The sequence below is a fragment of the Paraburkholderia sp. WC7.3g genome (assembly GCF_050436345.1).
Lineage (GTDB): Bacteria > Pseudomonadota > Gammaproteobacteria > Burkholderiales > Burkholderiaceae > Paraburkholderia > Paraburkholderia podalyriae.
Genome location: NZ_JBNDMA010000002.1, coordinates 2,121,850 through 2,141,738, shown reverse-complemented (window position 1 = coordinate 2,141,738; position 19,889 = coordinate 2,121,850). Strand labels below are relative to the sequence as shown.

Below are 19,889 nucleotides of genomic sequence, written 5' to 3'. Positions count from 1 at the left end.
AGGCCGCTGGAGTGAACGCGCAGGAAAATGGCCAGTCGATCACTGGCAGCCCGGCGAAATGGACGTGCGATGTCAACCTGCCTGATCAGTTCCGCGCACGCCCCTCCTGGGCCTTCGCACTCAACCAGGCCACAAACGCCGCGGCATCAGGGTTGACGATGCTGTGCGGAGAATAGACCAGGTAGAAAGCTTCACTGGTCGTAAGCCGGGATTTGAAAGGCGCTATCAGTTGCCCGGTGTCCAGCATCGACTCGACCAGCGACGAGCGCGCCAAGGCCACCCCTTGACCAAGCTCGGCCATTCTCAAAGCAGAGATCAAGGTATCGAACTGCATTCCCTTCGAAGAGTCGACCTGTCCCGCGCCTGCTTTCTTCAACCAGTATCCCCAGCCCTCCTCGTAGCCCAGGACGTGGAGTAGTTCGTGGTGACGGAGATCCTTCGGAGTAGCCAGTGGCGCCTGTTCGGAGGGCAAGAATGGGGCGCAGACCGGCAGCAACGTATCCCAGGTCAGCCGCTCGGCCTTGAGTCCCGTCCATTCTCCATGTCCATAGCGGATTTCCATATCGGCTTCGACGTCGGTCACGCTCGAATCGCCCCCCCATATGTTGCTGGTGATACGCAGATTGACCTCGGGGTGGCGTTCACGAAAGTCGGGTAAGCGCATTGCCAGCCAATGGGTAAAAAACACCAGGCTGACCCGAACGGTAAGGACTCTGCCGTGACCTTGCCCGAAGATCTCTTCAGTTGCGGCCGCCAGTCGCTCTACGGCCTCGTGGACAACCGGCAAATAGGCTAGCCCGGCCTCAGTGAGCTCGAGTCCTCTTGGCAAGCGCTTAAAGAGGACTGCCCCCAACTGCGACTCGAGTCCCTTCACCTGTTGGCTTACCGCCGCCTGGGTCAGGCTCAACTCTGTCGCCGCATGGGTGAAACTGAGATGCCGGGCAGAGGATTCAAATGCGCGCAACCAGTTAAGCGGAGGTAATCGTTTTCTCATTCTGCAGGCCGTTTGACTAAAGCTGTCCGACTTCGTGGATTAGTTGGGTGTTGCGGCAACTCAGGATCCACTAGACCCGCGGACGCTGCGGCGTTCCTAGGCGTCGACGAGTGCGTGCTCACTCCAATTGGGCAATCGAACATATGTTAGCGCGGAATTTCGAACACTCTGAAATGACAAGCCTGTCGTCGAAGTACGATACGGCCAAGGCGATCAACTACTCGCTTAACCCAGTGGAGCGCACTGACACTGTATTGCGAAGACGGTACGCTCGAGTCAGTCCTCAGGCTTCGTAGATTTGAAGCAGGGGTCTGGCTTTCTCCTGGCGTATTCGCAGCCGTTCGGCCGCAGGCTTGCCGCGAATGGATGCCTCGATGTCATAGAGACCGCCAATATATTCGAGCGCCTTTTGCGTCGTGTCGGACGGCGTTCGCACATGGATGTCGTAGAACTTTCTCCTTGCGTGGGCATGGCATGCCGCCTCACGTATCGAGCCATCGCGAAACAGCTCGTCGAAGCCCGCTTAAGCGTCCGCTTGCAGGATCCCCTGAAGCTGGCGAGATGCGTTTGAGGATGGATGCCCTTTCTACCCGGTGAGTCTCTTGAACAGCCGCAGATCCTGCGGCGCCCCTAACGACGGCAGATGGACTGCAGGGATGATTGAAGACAGCGAGCTGTCGCAGTATGAACCGGGCCGCGTGCCTCGTTCAATCCCGTCTCGGTCACCAAGCCGCGGCACGGCCATACCCCACTGTCTATTTCGGTATCACGATCAATCACATCGCCGCGGGTCCTGCGCCAAACCCTGCCCGGTCAACCCGAGGCACGGCATGCACCCGGCTCCCAGCTCCCCGCCCTTGACCCGCGACCGTAGCCGATAGCGGCCACGCATCAAGGGGCGAGGGACCGTGTTGCCCGCACCCCTCCCTCGCCTTTTTCCTTGACGCCTGCCCGCTATCGGCTCCTCGAGTCGCACGGGCGGGAACCAGGGAGCCAGGCGGCAGCAAAGCCAACCCCGAGTTCCACCGGAACGTGTCCAGCCGCAACGGCAAACCACATTCCATCGCCAGGTTCAGGTCCTCAACCTTGACTTGTGGAGACTGCCATGCAACTCGCTTCCTCTTTCCATTACGGCTCCCCGATGCTGCGCGCTGACTCGCCGCTTTCAGACGATCAGATCCGGCGCGTCGCCCCGTCCATCTTCGCTGATGGCAAGCACGAAAGCCGTTCGGAACGTTATACCTATATTCCGACCATCGACGTCCTGCGCGGTCTTCGGAACGAAGGCTTCCAACCGTTCATGATCTGCCAGACCCGCGTGCGCGATCAGGGCAAGCCCGAATTCACGAAGCACATGCTGCGGCTTCGCCATGCTGATCAGATCACTGGCGAGGAAGCCGATGAGATCGTGCTGCTGAATTCTCATGACGGCACCAGCAGCTACCAGATGCTCGCAGGCACGTTCCGCTTTGTCTGTCAGAACGGCATGGTCGCGGGCGAGAACATCGCCGATATTCGCGTACCGCACAAAGGCAACGTCGTACAGAACGTGATTAACGGCGCGTTCGATGTGCTCGACGGCTTCGACCTGATCCGCGAGCAGAAGGAAGGTATGCGAGCCGTCGAACTGAACCTCGACGAACAGCATGCGTTCGCCCGCTCCGCCCTCGCCCTGCGCTACGACCCGACCGACGCCGAGGCAGCCGCCCCGGTCATCGAAAGTCAGCTACTGGTGCCGCGCCGTTTCGAAGATCGCCACGACGATCTCTGGACGGTCTTTAACCGGGTGCAGGAAAACCTCACCAAAGGCGGCCTGCACGGGCGCTCTCGCAGCGGGCGCGCCATGGCGTCTGCGCGGGCCAGCGCCGGGAAGCCGCGCTCGACCTGCTGTTCGAACAGAAGCATATCGTGGCCGATTATCCGGTGCCGGTGCGAATCGTCAGCGAAGGCGAAGCCCTCGCCATTTCGCTGATCGAGAACAGCGAACGCGAAGCACTCGACCCGTTCGACGTGCTGCGCGCATACCGGATGCTGGCCGAGGAAGGGCATAGCGTCGATTACATCGCGGCGCTTTTCTCCGCCTCGCCGCTCACGGTCAAGCGGCGCATGAAGCTCGCCAACGTATCGCCCAAGCTGCTCGCCAAGCTGCGCGAGGACGCGATCACGCTCGAACAGCTTGCCGCACTCGCCCTCGCAGACGACCACGAAACGCAGGAACACATCTGGTCCGACGCGAACGAGTGGCAGCGCCAGCCGAACTACCTGCGACAGGCGATCACGCGCGCCGAAATCGATGCGAGCCGCAGCCGCCTCGTCCGATTCGTCGGCCTCGCCGCCTATGAAGCAGCGGGCGGCTACATTCGCCGCGATCCGTTCAGCGACGACGAAAACTCGGGCTACATCGCCGACGCCGAACTGGTGCAGAAGCTCGACGCTGCTGCCGCCGAAGTGCGCGCCGAGGGATGGGGCTGGACGGAAACGCTCATCGAACGCGATTTTGTCGAACTGAACCGCCACGGCAGGTTGCGCCCGGTGCAGCGCCCGTACACCGAGGACGAGCAGCGCGAAATGGACGCCCTCACCGCGCAGCAGGACGAACTCGCCGAAAAAATCGAAGCACTGGCGGAGGACGACGAAAGCGCCTATGAGGAAGCCGACCGGCTCAACGACGAAATTGAGCGGGTCAATGCGATGCTCATCGCACTCGAAAACCGAGCGCTCGCATGGGACACGCATCAGATGGCCGAGACGGGCGCATTCGTGTTTGTCGGGCCGCAGGGTGAGTTCGTCATCGAGCGCGGCCTCGTGCGGCGCGAGAACAGCGCGGCACTGGACGCGGCAGGGGCAACCGTCACCGGCATCGCCGCAGCCGAAGGCCCGGACGCGCCGTCCACCAAGGCTCCGAAGATCAAACCCGTCCACAGCGCGAAGCTCTGCCAGCGGCTGACGGCGCACCGTACCGCTGCCGTCCACGCGGAACTGGTCGCCCAGCCCGCCATGGCGCTCGTCGCCCTGCTGCACTACCTGACCCCGAAGGCACTGCCCGAGCACTTCGGGCACACGTCTGCGCCCAGCTATCTCACACTGTCCGGCGAGAACAACCACGACAGTCTGCTGCGCGCGGCCGACGACCTGCCCGCCAGCCCCGCGTGGAACGCCATCGAGACGCAGCGGACGCGCTGGATCGATGAACTGCCTGCCAGACGAGCGGACCTGCTGCCGTGGCTGATCGAACAGGACCCCGTCACGACGCTGCTCGACCTGCTTGCATTCTGCACCGGCACCCTGCTCGACGGCATCGCGGGCGAGGAAAAACCGCATGCGATCAACACGCTTGCGGGTGCGCTGAACCTCGACATGACCCGGTACTGGACGCCGACGCGTGCGACGTATTTCGATCACGTCAGCAAGGCACGCATCGCGGACGTTGTCTCCGCTGCCGTGTCACCGAAAGCCGCCACCGACCTCAACAAGATGAAGAAGACCGACGCGGCAGCCGCCGCCGAGCTTCGGCTCGCAAAGGTGGCATGGCTCCCGGAAATACTCACCGATCGCGAAGCCCCGGCCACGCCGTCACGGGAAAACCGTGACGAGGATGAAGACGGCGCCGATGCGGGCGATACCGGCAACGGCGCGGACGACACACCGGAAGACGAAGACGTCGATGCTGAGCCGGATGCCGGTAACGGCACGGAACACGTCAACGATACGCCCGCCGGCGCAGAAGCCGCCCCTGTCGCCAGTAGCCCGCTGACGTCGTGGCCGTACCCGACTTCGGACAGCATGAACAGCGCGCAATCCGGCCCCCTCGTAGCGTGATTTCACCTTTCGCCCCGGCAACGGGACGAGGCAGGCGGCAAGCCCGAATGCGCCGCCTGCCAGACTTGAACCGGTGGAACACATCATGACCAACCGCATCCGCATGGCCGTGCTCACCATCAATGCCGAAGGCTCGCCCGACCTCTCCCTGACTTTCGTTGAAGCCACCGATCTGCAATACAACGAAGGCAAGCACTACGAGATGGCCCTCGCCCGCGCCGAAGATGAAGGCTACCGGGCACCGATGATCGCCTTCGAACAAAACGACGCGGCTGCAGACGTGCTCCGCCACGCCGCTGAATTCATGGAGGGTGACACCGACGAGGTATAACCCATGCTGGCAGACGGCGAGCCGTCTGCCCGTATCCAATGGACGCCAGCCCACCATCCGGCCAGCCCGCCTGCGCCCGCGGCCAGCAGCATCACAATCAGTCCGCCGACGACCAGCCCATAGCACGCCCGCACGAGCCGCCGTAGGGCGACGCGCTCGAATGACGTGAGCGTCGTATCGATCCGTTTCTGTTGGTCACGTACGGCGACAGCCGTCGCCCCCACGAGCCGGTTACCGGCAACGCGGGCAATGTGATTCGCCGCCCGCTGCGTGAGTGTAGCCAGCGCCTCATCGTTCAGCGCCGCAAGCGCGGCCCGGTAGCGCGCCTCATGTTCATCGATCATCTGCCCGGCCAGTTCAATCGTGGCCTTGCAGCGCGCGAGCGCGTCACGATGCTGCGTCATCAACGCATCCGTCGCTGCCCGCGCCTCCGTCCGCACGACATCCAGACTGCCCGCGCCTGCCTGCCGGATGCGCTCCGGCATGGCCTCGTAGAGTCGCCCGTAGTGCTCGAGCATGACCAGCACAGACCACAGCGCATCGTTGTCGCGGAGGTTGAGCGCACTCGATACCCGACGCATTCGCAGCACACTGGCATCGTCGGGCAATTCGCCCGCGACGTCGAGAAACAGACAGGCGAGCTCGTCCACCGGCCTGCCCTGCCTGCTATCCATCGACCGTTACCTTGGCGAACATGGCATCGCACAACGAACGCCAACGCAATAGCTCGACCCGTTCACCGATATGCATCGTCTCCGCTGCCTTGCGAATCGACATGCGCTGACTGCGAAGCTCGTCCGCGACCCGATCCGCAAGATCAGGAAAATCCAGTGAGTGACCGCGCGATTCGATGGAACGGCGAAGCTGCGACCCCTGATACAGCGTGAACTTGTCCGCCGGACCGAAGGAGCCATTGCGTACGACGTTCATCACCGCGTCCGGGAACGTCTCGTTGAAAGCGCTCAACAATTCAAGGCTGTCGCGTTGCCGGTTGATCACCCACAGGACAACAAGCCGGCGCCGAAGCTCGCCAAGCGCGCCGGCCAGTGTCGCCCCGAACTGCTCAACACCCGTCTGGCTCCGCGCCGCCGTGTTGACAACGATCGCTGCGTCTCGTTGCTCGTCGCAGAAATTGACAAGGCCGATCCAGCCGTCTGCATCGTCCAGGTTATAGGCAATGCAGCGCATATCATCCTGGACTGCTTTCATCACGTCTGGGTTGGAGGTATCCGTTTCCACAAGCGCCGCATGAATATCCCGCCGTAGCAGATAATCGGCCAGCGCGAGCGCAACAAAACTCTTGCCTACGCCGCCCTTGCTGCCACCAACGAGATAGATGGGGTAAGTCGTCATGTCCATTTGAATCCTCTAAAGGTTCTCGGTGTCAGGCCTGATCTCGAATGAGAACGCGTCACGCATCACCATGCTTCCCGGCCTACTGACAATCTCTCCCGCATGCTGCTTTGGATTTTCTCTGACAGCCTCCGCGCGCGGTACATCGTCCTTGCTTACCTTCTTCGTACGAGGCGATGGCGCGGCATTGTCTCGTGCCGATTCCTTTGCAGACTGTCGAGCTGGTTTGTCTTTCTTCGATGGGTATAACGCGTACTTGACAGAGCCAACGCTAAAATCAACGCCCTTCTTCCGTGCATGTTCAACGATTTCTTCCAGCGTATATCCCTTCTTCCTCACCGCACCGATTACCAGACGCATCTCTTTCATCGCATCGGTAATAGAGACGCGCTGCTCGGCCTCTGGCTTGACCGGCAGTGATTCCAGAGCGCGGACAAGCTCATCCCATTGCGCCCGGGTATAGCTTTTCGCAACTGGCATGGCTCGCTCCGTCGTGCTCTCTTTATCCCATCTTGTTCACTCGGGAAGACCTCGTCAACACCTGTTTTTGGCCGGATTTTTGCTATCGGAACATCATGGAATCAGATGGATCGCGTTGGAATAAAAGAAATATTTTGGACACGTCTGGCACGAGCAACGGACCGGGCCGATGTCCGGAAAGACATAGCGAAGGGATTCCGGGCAAACTTCACGACGGCGCAGGCGCAGAACGATCACAGGCAACGGGCTGAATCGTTCTGGCCATCAGGATTCACACAATGGAACTGCGAGCCGATAGAGACACGATAGTCTCGCAGACTATATCCCTTACTCTACGAACTCCCGATAGCCCTGCCTGCATATCTTTGGGAAAGACCGGCGAGATTTTAGGAGATCAACAGCCGCCCGAAGCTGAATCGACGTTGCCGATTCAGCGCGTGCGATCACCGACTCCAGCCGCGGCCCTCGCAGACATCTGACATTCGGGTAGCGGCAGTGGACCGGATCACTACGCCGAAATCCGCCTGCCCAGTATGCAGACTCGTTCAATCGACATCCCGCACCATGAGATACGGTGTGCGGTCGAGCAAAGGAAGAACAGCGAATTCAGGGGGTGCATCCCGCGGACGCATCTGGCCACCTTACGGAAATTCCCGGCCAACCTCGCTGAAAGCGCTTAGCCGGGAGATAAAAACGGACATTGAAACGAGGGATGGCAGGATAGGCTTGCGCCGGTTTTGGGCGCCAGGGGGCCAACGCTCGAATTCCAGAGTTTCATCCGCGCCGCTTCCGGGTCGTCATAGTGCTCGTCGCAGTTGCATGCGTCGCCGACGCACTGAACTGAATGCCCAACACTGAGCCCACACAAAACACGACAATAGGATATAGCCGCTACAAGTCAAAAAATTTTGCTTAATTTCTTTTATGTAAAATCACACAGGCGGCGACCAAGCAACCAACTTCCGGATCCAACGCAGTGCTCGCACGTAAAGTTCCCATGTGAGCCCACCGAATTGCGTCCGAACGATCACAAAGCTCGTTTTTGCAAATTGCGGATGGCTTTAGGTAGATTCGCGTACCAGATGTTGCAAGCGCTTTGTCCTGATCACGCGCAGACGCCGTACCGGCTCCCGCCGGCGCGTCAGTGACGCTACCAAGCGAGACAACTGTTCGAACGCTGGCGGCGACTGGGCGACACTACCGCCGGTTCCAGGATATAAAACGTTCATCGCCAGCGAGAAAGACGGTCGCGCTCTGGCGCTTCATATGCGAGACAGAACTGTGAGCGGAGGCGCCGAGTCCTGAGCGGACGTCCTTAACGTTCTCCTTGCAACTCCCGACGTGTGTCGACCTGCAGCACAACAGCAGAACACTAGCTGTTCAGATCGACCCCGCGCGTTTCCGGTGCAAAAAATGTCGCAACGAACGTGATGCCCGCCAGAACCATGACATACAGCGCTATCGGCCAATAGGCACCGTGTGACCAGCCAATCAATGCAGCGGCAATGAAGGGTGCCACGCCACCCGACGCGACGGCAGCGAACTCCTTGCTCACGGCAACACCTGTATAGCGGAAACGCGCGCTGAACAACTCCGGAAAGTACGCTCCCTGGATACCGTACATCCCGAAAACGCCAACGCCTATCGCCAGAGCCATACTTACGATGATCAACAACGGATCCTTTGTCTCGAACAGCCAGAAGGCGGGAAAGGCCCAGGCACAGGTGAACAGCGCCGCAAGCCGGTACATCAAGCGACGTCCAAACCGATCCGACAACCAGCCCATCAGCGGAATCGTCACAATCGCCAAGCCTGCTGCAACCGTAATCCCGAGCGTTCCAATCGACTTGTCAACAAGCAGTATCTTCGTGAGATAACTGAGGGCGAACACCTGGTACAGATAGGATGAACCATTCTCCCCAACGCGTAGCCCGAATGCGACGAGCAGCGTTCGAGGCGACTCGGAAAGCAAGTCCCTCACCGGACGTTCGCTTACCTGGCCAGATCGGCGGATTTCCTGGAACACGGGACTCTCTTTCACCCGCATCCGGATAATGATGCCGGCGAACACCACCAGAGCACTAAACAGGAAGGGAATCCGCCAGCCGTACAACATGAACTCATCCTTCGGCAAGCGCTGTACGAGTGTGAACATCGCGCCAGCAAGCAATATTCCAAGAATGCAGCCGGCGAATGGCAGGGCTGCGTAGAAGCCGCGCCGGGCTGGCGGCGCAAACTCCGACACGATTAGTGAAGCGCCCGCCTGCTCCGCTCCCGCGCCAAACCCCTGAAGCAGCCGTAGTGCCACAAGCAGCACGGTTGACCATACGCCCGCTGTTGCATACGTCGGCAACAACCCGATAAAAAACGTTGATCCGCCCATCAGCAGAACCGTAGCAACAAGTACGACTTTCCGTCCCAGTTTGTCGCCCAGCCATCCGAAGAATAATCCTCCAAAGGGACGTGCGAAGAAGCCCGCCGCATACGCGCCAAAGATGGCAAGGAGCCCGGCCGCCTTGCTTAGCCCAGGGAAAAACAGGTCAGCAAAAATCAATGCGGATGCCGTACCGTAAATGCTGAAGTCGTACCATTCCATTGCACTACCGGCTGTGCTCGCCGCGATCACACGGCGAAGATCCGCCATACCGCTTGTCTGCGCGGCATGCGGGCCGGCAGCCACCAAGCCCATCGTGTCAGTTTTCATAAGGGCGTCTCCTTTACAGTTTTTCTCTCAACAGTCAAGCCTGCGTTGGCTCACTCGATTGCATGCGGGGCGGGGCGTGGATATGACAGCACGCAATCTATATGCGGAATTCCGAGGTGCCAGCACAAAGCTTCGATGACCAGTTCATGATCCTTAACGTGATCCAGTCCGGACACTGACATGGCGCCGACGACACCCACATTGGCCACGCGAAGAGGTACGCCCCCGCCGAATAGCGTGTAATCCTGCCCGGACAACCCATGCGATGGCAGCGACCACCCCTCGTGCGCGAACATCAGGCCCACCTCAAGAGAACTCCTTCCGAAGTGGAAGACAGTATTCTCCTTGCGGCGAATCCATTGGCCGTTGTCTGCACAGCTTCCTTCCAGCGCGCAATAGAAGAGCGCACTGCGCGGATGAACCACACTCACGGCGACAGGAAGGCTGCGACGGGAGGCGATATTCACAACGATCTCTCCAAGCTTGCGCGCGACTTCCGCGTTGAAAGCAGGCAACATCGTTCGCATCGCCTGTTGATCGAATGTCTCATCTTTCAAACACAAGGCTCTACTCGGCATCTCACCCTCTCACCGCGCAATCCGGTCCGCAGCCATTGCGATCCAGTTCATTGGATGATTCCTGCCCGCACCTGCAAGAAGGCTTTCATTCGCTGCGTGGCGAGTTCGGGCCTGATCAACACGCCAGAGGCGTCCGCTTTCCGGAACACTTCGGCGAAATGCAGCACCGACCGCGCCGACTCCATGCCGCCGGCCATCGAGAAATGGTCCTGATGTCCGTTCAGCCACGCGAGGAAGACAACCCCCGCCTTGTAGTACTGTGTCGGCGAACTGAAGAGCTCACGCGACAGCGCCACCGTGGGTCGCATCGTGTTGTGGTAGGCCGCGATATCGTTTCTGGCCAACTGGCCCAGCGCTTTCGCCGCGACTGGTGCAATCGGATCAAATATGCCCAGTAACGCGTGCGATATGCCCGTGCTGTCACCTGCGATCAGATCGCCGTAGTTGAAATCGTCACCGGTATACATCCGCACGCCGTCCGGCAACTGGGCGCGAAGCTCGCACTCGTATTCGGCGTTCAGCAACGAAATCTTGATGCCTTCGATCTTGCCAGAATGCAGGCGGATGATGTCGAGTACAGTTGCCATTGCGGCGCGAACGTCACCACTGCCCCAGTATCCTGCGAGCGAAGCGTCGAATGCTTCGCCCAGCCAGTGAAGCACGACCTTGTTGCGACTCTCGGCAAGTACAGCGTCATACACCTTCTTGTAGTCATCAGGCGATCGGGCTGCGGCGCACAATGCACGACTCGCCATCATGATGGCCCGGCCACCGGACGCTTCCACGACTTCGAATTGCTCCTTGTACGCCTGGACCACATCCGACAGGCTATGCCGCTGCCGGTCGTCGAGATGATCGGTGCCAGCACCGCAGGCTAGATCCGCTCCTGGGATAGTTCTCGCGTGCGCGATGCTTCGGCGAATGAGTTCGGATGCCGTCTTCCAGCCCAGACCCATGCCTCTTTGCGCGGTGTCCATGGCTTCGGCAACCTTGAAACCGAGGCCGTACAGATAGGTCCGAAACGCGAGCGTCCTGTCCCAATCGATCGCCGGCGCGTCCGACCACGGCTCATAGCCCAGCGCGGGATCAACCACGACATGCGCTGCAGCGTATGCCACGCGATTGAACTCACATTTCGACTCCAGCGTGATGTTCTCCTCCAAGGTCTTCAACGTATACGGATTCAATTCGCCATTACGGGTTGGCAGAAGGATTTTCATGGCTATCTCTCAGAAGGCGGTCGATGTCGGGATCTCGTTCGCACCTCGTTTGGCACGCACAGCGTTTGGCGCCGGGATGCGGCCGAGGATATGATCGGCTGCCTTCTCCGCGACCATGATGGTCGGTGCATTGGTGTTACAAGACGGAATGAGCGGCATCACGGAGGCATCGACAACGCGAAGTCCGTCAATGCCAATCACTCGCAGGTCAGGTGTGACTACGCTATGTTCGTCCTCAGGGCGCCCCATCCTGCACGTACCGACCGGATGGTGGTCGGTCTTGGCATTGGCACACGCATAATCAAACAACTCGTCGTCCGTGTTGACACGCGGACCGGGCAGGACTTCCGTCTGCACAAAACGCTTCAACGCGGGCTGATTCATTAACTCGCGCGCAAGGCGCAGGCCCTTGAGCGCTGCATGGCGGTCTTCCGGCTCCGACCAGTAGTTCGGGTCGATCAGCGGCGCTGTCGCAGGATCGGCACTTGCCAGACGTACGCTGCCGCGCGATTTGGGCCGAAGATATGCGGTATTCAAGGTGACGCCGCCATGGCGAAGTTTCGCCATGCCCGCTTCGATTCCTGAACCCAGGCCGAGATGGAACTGGATGTCGGGCGACCGGGCGTGTGTCGCAGCGATTCCGTCCGCATACCAGAAGCCGCCCGTCTCGAACAGGCTCGAAGCAACCGGGCCCTTCTTCAGGAGCAGGTACTGCAGGCCTGCCCACGCTGCATGCTGGAGTTTGTTGTACTTGTCGTACGTATGATCGCCAGTACATTCAGCGATGACAAACAGGTCGAGATGGTCCTGCAGATTTGAGCCGATGCCCGGCATGTCATGCACGACGGGTACACCCGTTGACCTCAAATGATCAGCCGGGCCGATGCCTGATTGCATTAGCAGCTTAGGGGATCCAATGGCCCCGGAAGACACGATCACTTCGCGCCTCGCTCGCACGACAACTGGCGAGCGGTCGGTTCCACTGACCAGTTCTACGCCGACTGCGCGTCCTCCTTCGACGATCACGCGTAGCGCCTGTGCCTGTAACCTGACCGAGAGGTTAGGCCGTCCGAGGATCGGGTCAAGGAACCCGACGGATGCCGATGCGCGCCGCGCGTTGAACTGCGTCAGCTGATAGTAGCCGAGCCCCTCCTGTTGAGCGCCGTTGAAGTCGGCGTTGAAAGGCATGCCCATCTCCTGACCCGCCTGGAAGAACGCTTCGCAGATCGGCAGAGGACTGATCGGGTTTGACACGCCTAGCGGACCACCGTACGCATGGTATTCATTTGCGAAGCGCTGATTGTTCTCCGATCGTTTGAAATAAGGCAGTACATCGCGGTAACTCCAGCCCGTTGCGCCACTCATGCTCTCCCATTCGTCGTAGTCCGCCGGCACGCCGCGCGTATAGATCTGCGCGTTGATCGACGAGCCGCCACCGATGACCTTCGCTTGTGTGAAGCGCAAGACACGGTCCTTCAGATGCTTTTGGGGCACGGTATGCCAGCCCCATGAACCGATGCCTTTGGTCATCTTCGCGAAACCAGCGGGCATGTGGAAAAGCGGGTTCCGGTCGCCGCCGCCAGCCTCAAGCAGCAAAACCGTCACGGAAGGATCGGCGCTCAGGCGATTCGCCAGTACGCAACCGGCCGACCCTCCGCCCGTAATGATGTAGTCGTAGCTATCGGTCTTCATGCTGCTCACCTTCAAAAGGCAGAAATGGAGAGGCCACCATCAACCTGGAGCACGCTGCCTGTGGCAAACTGCAACGCACCGCCCGCAAGCTGGCCGACCGCCTTCGCGACATCGTCGGCCTCGCCCCAACGGTTCATGGGAACGAGCCCTTCCTTGAAACGCGCTTCATACTTCTGCGCAACCGCTTCGGTCATCGGCGTCCGGATAATCCCCGGCCGCACCTCAAAAACCGGGATGCCTGCATGAGCAAGCCGTAGTGCGAACAGTTTTGTCATCATCGGCAAAGCGGACTTCGAGAGGCAATACTCGGCCCTCTCAGGTGACGCCATCGTGGCTGATACCGACGAGACCGTGATAATCGCGCGCGGGCGATCTGGCTCTGCGCTCAACATATGGCGAGCAACCGCCTGAGTCATGAAGAAGGTTCCGCGCAGATTCACTCCAAGCACGGTGTCGAACGCCTCGGGAGTCACATCCAGCAGATCACCACGCGCGGGCGAGCCGATTCCCGCGTTGTTCACCAGGCAATCCAGATCGCCGCACCACGCCAGCACCCGTTCGAGCACTCGCGTGTGTGACGCTACGTCCTGCAAATTCGCCTGGACAAAGAGAGACCGCCGTCCCTGGTCCTCAATCGCCCTTAGCGTCAGAGCGGTATCTTCGTCATCGACGACGTCGGTAATGGCCACGTCGTAGCCGCGCGACGCGAGTTCCACAGCGATCGCGCGCCCGATTCCGCGGCGGCCGCCCGTGACGAGCGCTGCGAGAGGTTGCATTGCGTCATCAAGCATGTCGGCCTCCGTCAAAAGCGTGGTCTCCGCTAGCCGTGCGGCTGCGCGTCAGCTCCGAACGAAGGTGTTCGCCGACCCGTAGAGCCTGCGCTGCCACTGTCAGTGCTGGATTGACCGCAGCAGACGATGGGAAAAAGCTCGCATCAACGACGTACAGGTTCTGGTGGTCATACGCCTTGCAGAACGGATCGAGCGGCGCGGCGCCAGCGTCATTGCCGAACCGGACCGTCCCACATTGATGGGACGGCGTGTCCTCGCCAAAGCGTCTGCTGACCACCAGCGGATAGCCCGCGTCCTTGAGCAGACGCTTCACTTTTCGAACAAAACGTTCATGCGGTTTTAGGTTGGTGCGATTCCACGTAAGCCGGATGTCACCGGACGACGTTAGCTCTACGCGACTATCTGCGCTCGGCAAGTCTTCCGACATCGCGTAAAGATCGACACTGTGACGGCTGACGTATTCCAGAAGCTTCCTCGGCACGTACGGAAGCGCGCCACGAAGCATCGGTTCGCGGATCTTTCCCAGCATTTGCAGATTGCCCAGCGGCCACCGGTCATGCACGCCGCCAAAGTAGAAGTCGTTGACTGAAAGCGTCTTCGGAAAACGGGTGTCGTTGACCGTCCTCGGGTCGATTGCCAGAATCGCGGTGCAGTTATGGTTCATGTAGTACCGCCCGACCGCTCCGGACGTGTTCGCAAGCCCGTTCGGAAATTTGTCGTTAGCCGAGGCGAGTAACAGAACAGCACTATTGATCGCGCCTGCCGACAGCACAAACGTGTCGCCAGTGACCGTAAGCGAACCGTCCCGCGTCTGAACTTCGAGGCTCGAAATTCTTCGCCCTGTCGGGTCGGTCACAAGTCGTGTCGCGCGTGCGCCCGTCAGCAGCGACACGCCTCCTTGTTTCAGCGCGGGGCGCAACAGGCACATCTCGGCGTCTCCTTTTGCGTCAATGCGACAAGGAAAGGCGTCACATGTGCCGCAGCGCACGCAGGTACCGCCGTCGCCAAAATTGACCGAAGCCGGCATGAAGAACGGATGCAGGCCCTGCTGCCGAAGCTTCTCCCGGAGCTGGCCAATCACGGGTTCGTCAGGTATCGGTCCGTGACGATAATTGGCGGATCTCGGAGGCTCGGTAGGATCCTGACCTGCGGACCCTCTTACGCCGAAGAGCTCCTCGGCCAGGTCATAGTATTTTTCGAGGTCCCGGTACGCGACGGGCCACGCTGGCGACACACCCTCCTCGTGCGCGAGCTCTTCGAAGTCGGCTTCACGCAGCCGGAACATGGCGGCGCCGAAGAACTTCGTATGTCCGCCGACAAAGTAATACTGGCCGGGACGATAGCGCTCGCCAGCGCCGTTGAGCCAAGTGTCGCGCGTGCGATACCGGAGCTGGCCGAATACGGCTTCCGCGTCCCAGTTCTGCAGTTCGCGGGGAAGATTGTCGCCCCGCTCGATCACAATGACACTAGCACCCGTACCGGCCAGCTGCAGGGCAATCGCGCTGCCGCCGACGCCCGAACCAATGATGACGACATCGGCATGCATCACGCTATCCTTTCTTCCGTTTGCGCATCGAAGAGGACCAGCTTCGACAGATCGACCCGCAGGTTGCAGTGCTCGCCCGGGCTATGCGGAATGTCGGCGCCCAATCGGGCCGCGACTTCGACCCCTCCCATTTCAAGCGCCGCCAGCGTGTCCGGTCCCGTGGGCTCCATGACCAGCACCTTCACCGCTACCTCGCGCACCGCATCCGGGACCCGCGAGGATTCCACACCGATCGCTTCTGGCCGAAGGCCGGCGATCACCTTCTTGCCAGCGTATCGCGCGACCGCGGCGGGCTGGTCCGGCAGATCAAGGCTGACCGCTGCACTGCCCTCGCCCATCGTCAGAACGAGTGTGTCGTTCCGGGTTGTGAGCACTGCCGGAATGAGGTTCATCGACGGCGAGCCCATAAACGTCGCGACAAAGGTATTGGCCGGCGTACTGTAGATCTCGGCTGGCGTGCCGAACTGCTGGATCACGCCCCCCTTCATCACCGCAATCCGGGTCGCGAGTGTCATCGCTTCGATCTGATCGTGAGTCACGTACACGATGGTCGCGCCGAGCCGTTGATGCAGCTTCTTGATTTCGGTGCGCATGTCAACGCGCAGTTTTGCGTCAAGGTTGGATAGCGGTTCGTCGAACAGGAAGATTTTCGGGTCCCGCACAAGCGCCCGTCCCATGGCGACACGCTGCCGTTGACCGCCCGAGAGTTGGCCCGGGCGGCGCTTGATCAGGTGCTCGATCTGAAGCAGTCTTGCAGCGTCCGCGACGGCCTTATCCCTCTCCACTTTCGACACTTTGCGCATCTCGAGACCGAAGCTGATGTTCTGGCCGACCGTCATGTTCGGATAAAGCGCGTAGCTCTGAAAGACCATCGCGATATCCCGCTCGCTGGGATGCAGGTCGTTCACACGGTCGTTGTCGATCCGGATCTCCCCACCGGAGATAGTGTCGAGTCCCGCGATCAGCGACAGCAGGGTCGATTTTCCGCAACCGGACGGCCCGACAAGTACAAGGAAATCGCCATCGGTCACATCGATGTTGATGTTCTTCAGGATTTCCGTCGGGCCGTAGGCCTTGCGGACATTTGAAATATGCAGAGAAGCCATTTCCTTACCCCTTTACCGAACCGGCCATCATGCCGCGCACGAAATAGCGGCCGCCGATCACATAGACCAGAAGAGTGGGCAGCGCGGTAATCACGGCGGCTGCCATCTGAACGTTGTACTCACGCACGCCCGTCGACGTATTCACGATGTTGTTCAGTGCGACCGTAATAGGCGCCGTGCTTCCCGTCGTAAATGAAGCACCGAAGAGGAAGTCGTTCCAGATATTGGTGAACTGCCAGATCACCGTTACAGTGATGATGGCGCCGGAACACGGCAACAGGATGCGCAGGAAGATCCTGAAGAAGCGCGCGCCATCGATCATCGCGGCCTTCACCAGTTCATCGGGAAACGCGACGTAGAAGTTACGGAAGTACAAAGTCGTAAAGCACAGACCGTAGACAATGTGCACGAACACGAGACCCGTAATGGACTGGGCCAGCCCGATTTTCCCGAGGAAGGTAGCCATCGGAATGAGCACGATCTGGAAGGGGATGAAGCATCCGAACAGAACGAGCCCAAACAGGATGTTGTCGCCCTTGAATCTCCATTTGGTCAGCACGTAACCGTTGAGCGCGCCAAGGAAGGTAGAAATCGCAACGGCGGAAATGACCATCCGCGTCGAGTTCCAAAAAAACCCCTTCACGCCGGAACAATCGAGGCCAACGCACGCTTCCCCCCAGGCTTTAAGCCACGGCTCCAGTGTCCACGCACGTGGCAACGCGAGAATGTTTCCGCTGTACACCTCCGAAAGAGGTTTGAACGACGTCAGCATCATTACCGCGAGCGGGATCAGATAGACGACCGCAAAAAGCGCCAGCAGTCCATAGATCACAATCCTTGATACGTAGTTATGCTTACCCATCACCATTTGCGGCGAGTCCCAGCCTTTTTTCAACATGACGATCTCCTGACTGGACTAATGCGAGCCGCTGCCGCTGCGCGGACGAAGCTCTGAATAGAGATACGGGACCATGATCGCCGCGACCGTGCACAGCATCATGACCGCACTCGCGGCTCCCATTCCCAACTCGTTTCGCGTGAAGGTGAATGAGTACATGAACGTCGAGGGCAACTCCGTCGAATAGCCGGGACCTGCGCCTGTCAAGGCCACCACCAGTTCATAGCTCTTGACTGCGAGGTGAACGAGGATGACGAACGCGGAAACGAAAGCCGGCCGCAGTTGCGGGATGATGATGCGTCGATAGATAGCCGGCATTCTTGCCCCATCGATCGACGCGGCCTTGACCATATCCTGATCGATACCCCGCAAGCCTGCGAGGAACATCGCCATGACGAAGCCGGACGCCTGCCACACCGCGGCGATGACCACGGTGTAAATGGCCATTCGATCATCGATGATCCAGTCGAACCTGAAACCGGTCCAACCCCAGTCGTGGAAAAGCTTCGTCAGCCCGAGACCGGGATTCAGTATCCATTTCCAGGCTGTGCCCGTTACGATGAAAGAGATCGCCATCGGATAAAGAAAGATCGCGCGCAGACCGCCTTCCGCCCTGATGCGCTGGTCGAGAAGAATGGCGAGGCCCAGCCCGATCCCCATGCACAGGACGACATACAGCGATGCATAGATTCCCAGGTTGGTGACCGCAACGTGCCAGCGCGGATGTGCCCAGACACGTCCATACTGCATCAGGCCGCCCCAGTGCAGATTGGCAAACGCGCGTGAGCGCGTGAACGACAGGACCGTGGTCCAGACGATAAAACCGTAGACGAAGATCAGCGTCGTAATCAACGTGGGCGACAACACGAGCTTTGGCAATACCTGCTCGAACCGGTTTCTCAGGCTTGACCGGCGTTTGTCGTGAAGCTGGGATTCGTCCGTAGTACCTCGTGACGAGGTATGGACGGTCCGGTGTGTAGTGTGCATGGCAACCACCTCGACTTCGGGAGCATCGGGTCTTCGCAGGGGCACGCTGGATCGCCCCCGTGAGTTCTAAGACGGTGTACGGCCTACTTGGCGTTGTTGACAGCGTCGACCAGCTGTTTCACCGCATCGGCAGATGACTCGTTGGTGTTGAAGAAATGCGTGACGACGTCATAGACCGCGTTCTTCGGCCCATCGGGCATTGCGTGTCCGTGCGCGAAGCTGCCCCACCATCGTGCTGCTCTTCAGCGCGGAGCGAAGATCAGCCATCGATTTCTGGCCGCACTCGTCGAACCCATCGGAAGGCACATCGAGACGCGCCGGAATCGCTCCCTTGATCTGATTGAATTTCGCCTGCACGCCCTTGTCCATCACGGTCGACGCGAACGCATTTTCACCAGGCACGCTGGCATCGCTCTTTTTGAACGTCGCAAACTGGTCAGTATTGAAGATGAAGTCGCCCTGGGTGCCGGGATACTGGAAGCACAGGTAGTCGACATTGGCCTTCTTGCCGGCGTTCACGAACTCACCCTTCGCCCAGTCGCCCATGATCTGCATCGCGGCCTTGCCGTTGATGACCATCGATGTTGCCAAGTTCCAGTCACGACCCGGGAAATTCGGATCGACCATACCGCGCAGCGCGCGCAACTGGTCAAATGCCTTTTCCATCGTCTTTGAACCGAGCGCGGCAGGATCGAGATTGACGAGCGCCTGGGTATAGAATTTCGGGCCGCCGGCCGACATGACGGCGCTATCGAAAATCGTCGCTTCCTGCCACGGCTGCCCGCCGTGGGCGAGCGGCGTGTAGCCAGCCTTGCGAATCACGCCGGCATCGGCAACCAGCTGGTCGAACGTCTGCGGCGGAGTCAGATGCAGCTGATCAAAGATCTGCTTGTTCGCCCAGATCCAGTTGGTCCGGTGAACGTCGACCGGCACCGCTACCCAATGACCATCCACCTTCGAGAAACGTTGAATCGGACCGGGCACGAGCTTGTCCCATCCTTCCTTTGCAGCGATCGAATCGAGGTTGGTCAGAAAATCCTGCGACGCGTATTCAGGAATGGTAAAACCGAGCATCTGGATGGCCTCAGGCGGATTGCCGGATGCAACGCGAGCTTTCAGCACCGTGCGCGCTGCTTCGCCGCCGCCCCCTGCAATCGGCGCGTCTTTCCAGGCGTATCCGCGCTGCTTCAAACCGTCTTTTAATACCTCCAGCGCACGGGCTTCGCCGCCCGAGGTCCACCAGTGCATCACTTCGACGGATTTGGTGTCGGCCGCCGATACCGCGCTACTGCCACTGACGACGATGGCTGCCACGAGTGCAAAAAGTGTCTTCCTCAACATGTCTCACTCCAGATGGGTTGCTCTCTCTGATGGAGAGGGTTTTCAGTCT

17 protein-coding genes and 1 pseudogene are annotated in these 19,889 nt (G+C 59.9%); 3 read left to right on the top strand and 15 right to left on the bottom strand.

Annotated elements, in window-relative coordinates; translation table 11 throughout:
- Positions 1-85 precede the first annotated feature (85 nt).
- The gene (gcvA, locus tag OKW43_RS21230; protein ID WP_429449628.1) at positions 86-994 is read right to left on the bottom strand and encodes a transcriptional regulator GcvA; all 909 of its coding nucleotides are present in this window, start codon (positions 992-994) and stop codon (positions 86-88) included.
- Between the two features lie 286 nt (positions 995-1,280).
- Positions 1,281-1,591: pseudogene (locus OKW43_RS21225) on the bottom strand (IS66 family transposase); the annotation flags it as partial.
- Positions 1,592-2,099: 508 nt separating this feature from the next.
- Here OKW43_RS21225 and OKW43_RS21220 point away from each other — a divergent pair.
- The 3 genes from OKW43_RS21220 to OKW43_RS21210 all read left to right on the top strand — a co-directional run bounded on the left by OKW43_RS21220 (position 2,100) and on the right by OKW43_RS21210 (position 5,144).
- Positions 2,100-2,966, top strand: a complete 867-nt coding sequence (locus OKW43_RS21220) for a DUF932 domain-containing protein (protein ID WP_187632676.1) — start codon at positions 2,100-2,102, stop codon at positions 2,964-2,966.
- Positions 2,903-4,813, top strand: a complete 1,911-nt coding sequence (locus OKW43_RS21215; protein ID WP_429449626.1) for a chromosome partitioning protein ParB — start codon at positions 2,903-2,905, stop codon at positions 4,811-4,813. Before OKW43_RS21220 ends, OKW43_RS21215 begins: the two co-directional genes overlap by 64 nt.
- An 85-nt stretch (positions 4,814-4,898) precedes the next feature.
- Positions 4,899-5,144, top strand: a complete 246-nt coding sequence (locus OKW43_RS21210) for a hypothetical protein (RefSeq protein WP_429449624.1) — start codon at positions 4,899-4,901, stop codon at positions 5,142-5,144.
- Here OKW43_RS21210 and OKW43_RS21205 read toward each other — a convergent pair.
- The 13 genes from OKW43_RS21205 to OKW43_RS21145 all read right to left on the bottom strand — a co-directional run bounded on the left by OKW43_RS21205 (position 5,045) and on the right by OKW43_RS21145 (position 19,840).
- Complete coding sequence (locus OKW43_RS21205) at positions 5,045-5,818, bottom strand: hypothetical protein (protein WP_429444522.1); 774 nt, start codon at positions 5,816-5,818, stop codon at positions 5,045-5,047. The two genes, OKW43_RS21210 and OKW43_RS21205, sit on opposite strands and share 100 nt — an antisense overlap.
- Positions 5,811-6,503 carry a protein mobD gene (locus tag OKW43_RS21200; RefSeq protein WP_429444524.1) on the bottom strand — a complete coding sequence of 231 codons (693 nt, stop codon included), beginning with the start codon at positions 6,501-6,503 and terminating at the stop codon, positions 5,811-5,813. Before OKW43_RS21200 ends, OKW43_RS21205 begins: the two co-directional genes overlap by 8 nt.
- A 9-nt stretch (positions 6,504-6,512) precedes the next feature.
- The gene (locus OKW43_RS21195) at positions 6,513-6,977 is read right to left on the bottom strand and encodes a hypothetical protein (RefSeq protein ID WP_429444526.1); all 465 of its coding nucleotides are present in this window, start codon (positions 6,975-6,977) and stop codon (positions 6,513-6,515) included.
- Between the two features lie 1,372 nt (positions 6,978-8,349).
- Positions 8,350-9,681 (bottom strand): MFS transporter, encoded by a 1,332-nt coding sequence (locus OKW43_RS21190; RefSeq protein WP_187632682.1) that lies wholly within the window; start codon positions 9,679-9,681, stop codon positions 8,350-8,352.
- Between the two features lie 50 nt (positions 9,682-9,731).
- Complete coding sequence (locus OKW43_RS21185; protein WP_429449622.1) at positions 9,732-10,259, bottom strand: heme-degrading domain-containing protein; 528 nt, start codon at positions 10,257-10,259, stop codon at positions 9,732-9,734.
- A 47-nt stretch (positions 10,260-10,306) separates the two neighbouring features.
- A complete protein-coding gene (locus OKW43_RS21180) occupies positions 10,307-11,479 on the bottom strand; it encodes a dihydrodipicolinate synthase family protein (RefSeq protein ID WP_429449620.1) in 1,173 nt (390 codons plus the stop codon).
- A gap of 9 nt (positions 11,480-11,488) precedes the next feature.
- A complete protein-coding gene (locus tag OKW43_RS21175) occupies positions 11,489-13,171 on the bottom strand; it encodes a GMC family oxidoreductase (protein ID WP_429449618.1) in 1,683 nt (560 codons plus the stop codon).
- Positions 13,172-13,182: 11 nt separating this feature from the next.
- Positions 13,183-13,962, bottom strand: a complete 780-nt coding sequence (locus OKW43_RS21170) for a 3-ketoacyl-ACP reductase (protein WP_187632686.1) — start codon at positions 13,960-13,962, stop codon at positions 13,183-13,185.
- Positions 13,955-15,508, bottom strand: a complete 1,554-nt coding sequence (locus OKW43_RS21165; RefSeq protein WP_187632687.1) for an FAD-dependent oxidoreductase — start codon at positions 15,506-15,508, stop codon at positions 13,955-13,957. Before OKW43_RS21165 ends, OKW43_RS21170 begins: the two co-directional genes overlap by 8 nt.
- Positions 15,508-16,614, bottom strand: coding sequence for an ABC transporter ATP-binding protein (locus OKW43_RS21160; RefSeq protein ID WP_429449616.1), 1,107 nt, complete (start codon positions 16,612-16,614; stop codon positions 15,508-15,510). The genes OKW43_RS21165 and OKW43_RS21160 overlap by 1 nt, the downstream gene beginning before the upstream one ends.
- A 4-nt stretch (positions 16,615-16,618) precedes the next feature.
- On the bottom strand, positions 16,619-17,476 hold the full coding sequence (locus OKW43_RS21155; RefSeq protein ID WP_376776311.1) for a carbohydrate ABC transporter permease: 858 nt from the start codon (positions 17,474-17,476) through the stop codon (positions 16,619-16,621).
- Positions 17,477-17,530: 54 nt separating this feature from the next.
- Complete coding sequence (locus OKW43_RS21150; RefSeq protein WP_187632690.1) at positions 17,531-18,499, bottom strand: carbohydrate ABC transporter permease; 969 nt, start codon at positions 18,497-18,499, stop codon at positions 17,531-17,533.
- Positions 18,500-18,667: 168 nt separating this feature from the next.
- The gene (locus OKW43_RS21145) at positions 18,668-19,840 is read right to left on the bottom strand and encodes an ABC transporter substrate-binding protein (protein WP_429449613.1); all 1,173 of its coding nucleotides are present in this window, start codon (positions 19,838-19,840) and stop codon (positions 18,668-18,670) included.
- Positions 19,841-19,889 lie beyond the last annotated feature (49 nt).

What these genes read in the sequence shown, in the direction of transcription:
- gcvA (WP_429449628.1), bottom strand. Translation starts at nt 994, where the DNA reads ATGAGAAAACGATTACCTCCGCTTAACTGGTTGCGCGCATTTGAATCC.
- OKW43_RS21220 (WP_187632676.1), top strand. Translation starts at nt 2,100, where the DNA reads ATGCAACTCGCTTCCTCTTTCCATTACGGCTCCCCGATGCTGCGCGCT.
- OKW43_RS21210 (WP_429449624.1), top strand. Translation starts at nt 4,899, where the DNA reads ATGACCAACCGCATCCGCATGGCCGTGCTCACCATCAATGCCGAAGGC.
- OKW43_RS21205 (WP_429444522.1), bottom strand. Translation starts at nt 5,818, where the DNA reads ATGGATAGCAGGCAGGGCAGGCCGGTGGACGAGCTCGCCTGTCTGTTT.
- OKW43_RS21200 (WP_429444524.1), bottom strand. Translation starts at nt 6,503, where the DNA reads ATGGACATGACGACTTACCCCATCTATCTCGTTGGTGGCAGCAAGGGC.
- OKW43_RS21195 (WP_429444526.1), bottom strand. Translation starts at nt 6,977, where the DNA reads ATGCCAGTTGCGAAAAGCTATACCCGGGCGCAATGGGATGAGCTTGTC.
- OKW43_RS21190 (WP_187632682.1), bottom strand. Translation starts at nt 9,681, where the DNA reads ATGAAAACTGACACGATGGGCTTGGTGGCTGCCGGCCCGCATGCCGCG.
- OKW43_RS21185 (WP_429449622.1), bottom strand. Translation starts at nt 10,259, where the DNA reads ATGCCGAGTAGAGCCTTGTGTTTGAAAGATGAGACATTCGATCAACAG.
- OKW43_RS21180 (WP_429449620.1), bottom strand. Translation starts at nt 11,479, where the DNA reads ATGAAAATCCTTCTGCCAACCCGTAATGGCGAATTGAATCCGTATACG.
- OKW43_RS21175 (WP_429449618.1), bottom strand. Translation starts at nt 13,171, where the DNA reads ATGAAGACCGATAGCTACGACTACATCATTACGGGCGGAGGGTCGGCC.
- OKW43_RS21170 (WP_187632686.1), bottom strand. Translation starts at nt 13,962, where the DNA reads ATGCTTGATGACGCAATGCAACCTCTCGCAGCGCTCGTCACGGGCGGC.
- OKW43_RS21165 (WP_187632687.1), bottom strand. Translation starts at nt 15,508, where the DNA reads ATGCATGCCGATGTCGTCATCATTGGTTCGGGCGTCGGCGGCAGCGCG.
- OKW43_RS21160 (WP_429449616.1), bottom strand. Translation starts at nt 16,614, where the DNA reads ATGGCTTCTCTGCATATTTCAAATGTCCGCAAGGCCTACGGCCCGACG.
- OKW43_RS21155 (WP_376776311.1), bottom strand. Translation starts at nt 17,476, where the DNA reads ATGGGTAAGCATAACTACGTATCAAGGATTGTGATCTATGGACTGCTG.
- OKW43_RS21150 (WP_187632690.1), bottom strand. Translation starts at nt 18,499, where the DNA reads ATGCACACTACACACCGGACCGTCCATACCTCGTCACGAGGTACTACG.
- OKW43_RS21145 (WP_429449613.1), bottom strand. Translation starts at nt 19,840, where the DNA reads ATGTTGAGGAAGACACTTTTTGCACTCGTGGCAGCCATCGTCGTCAGT.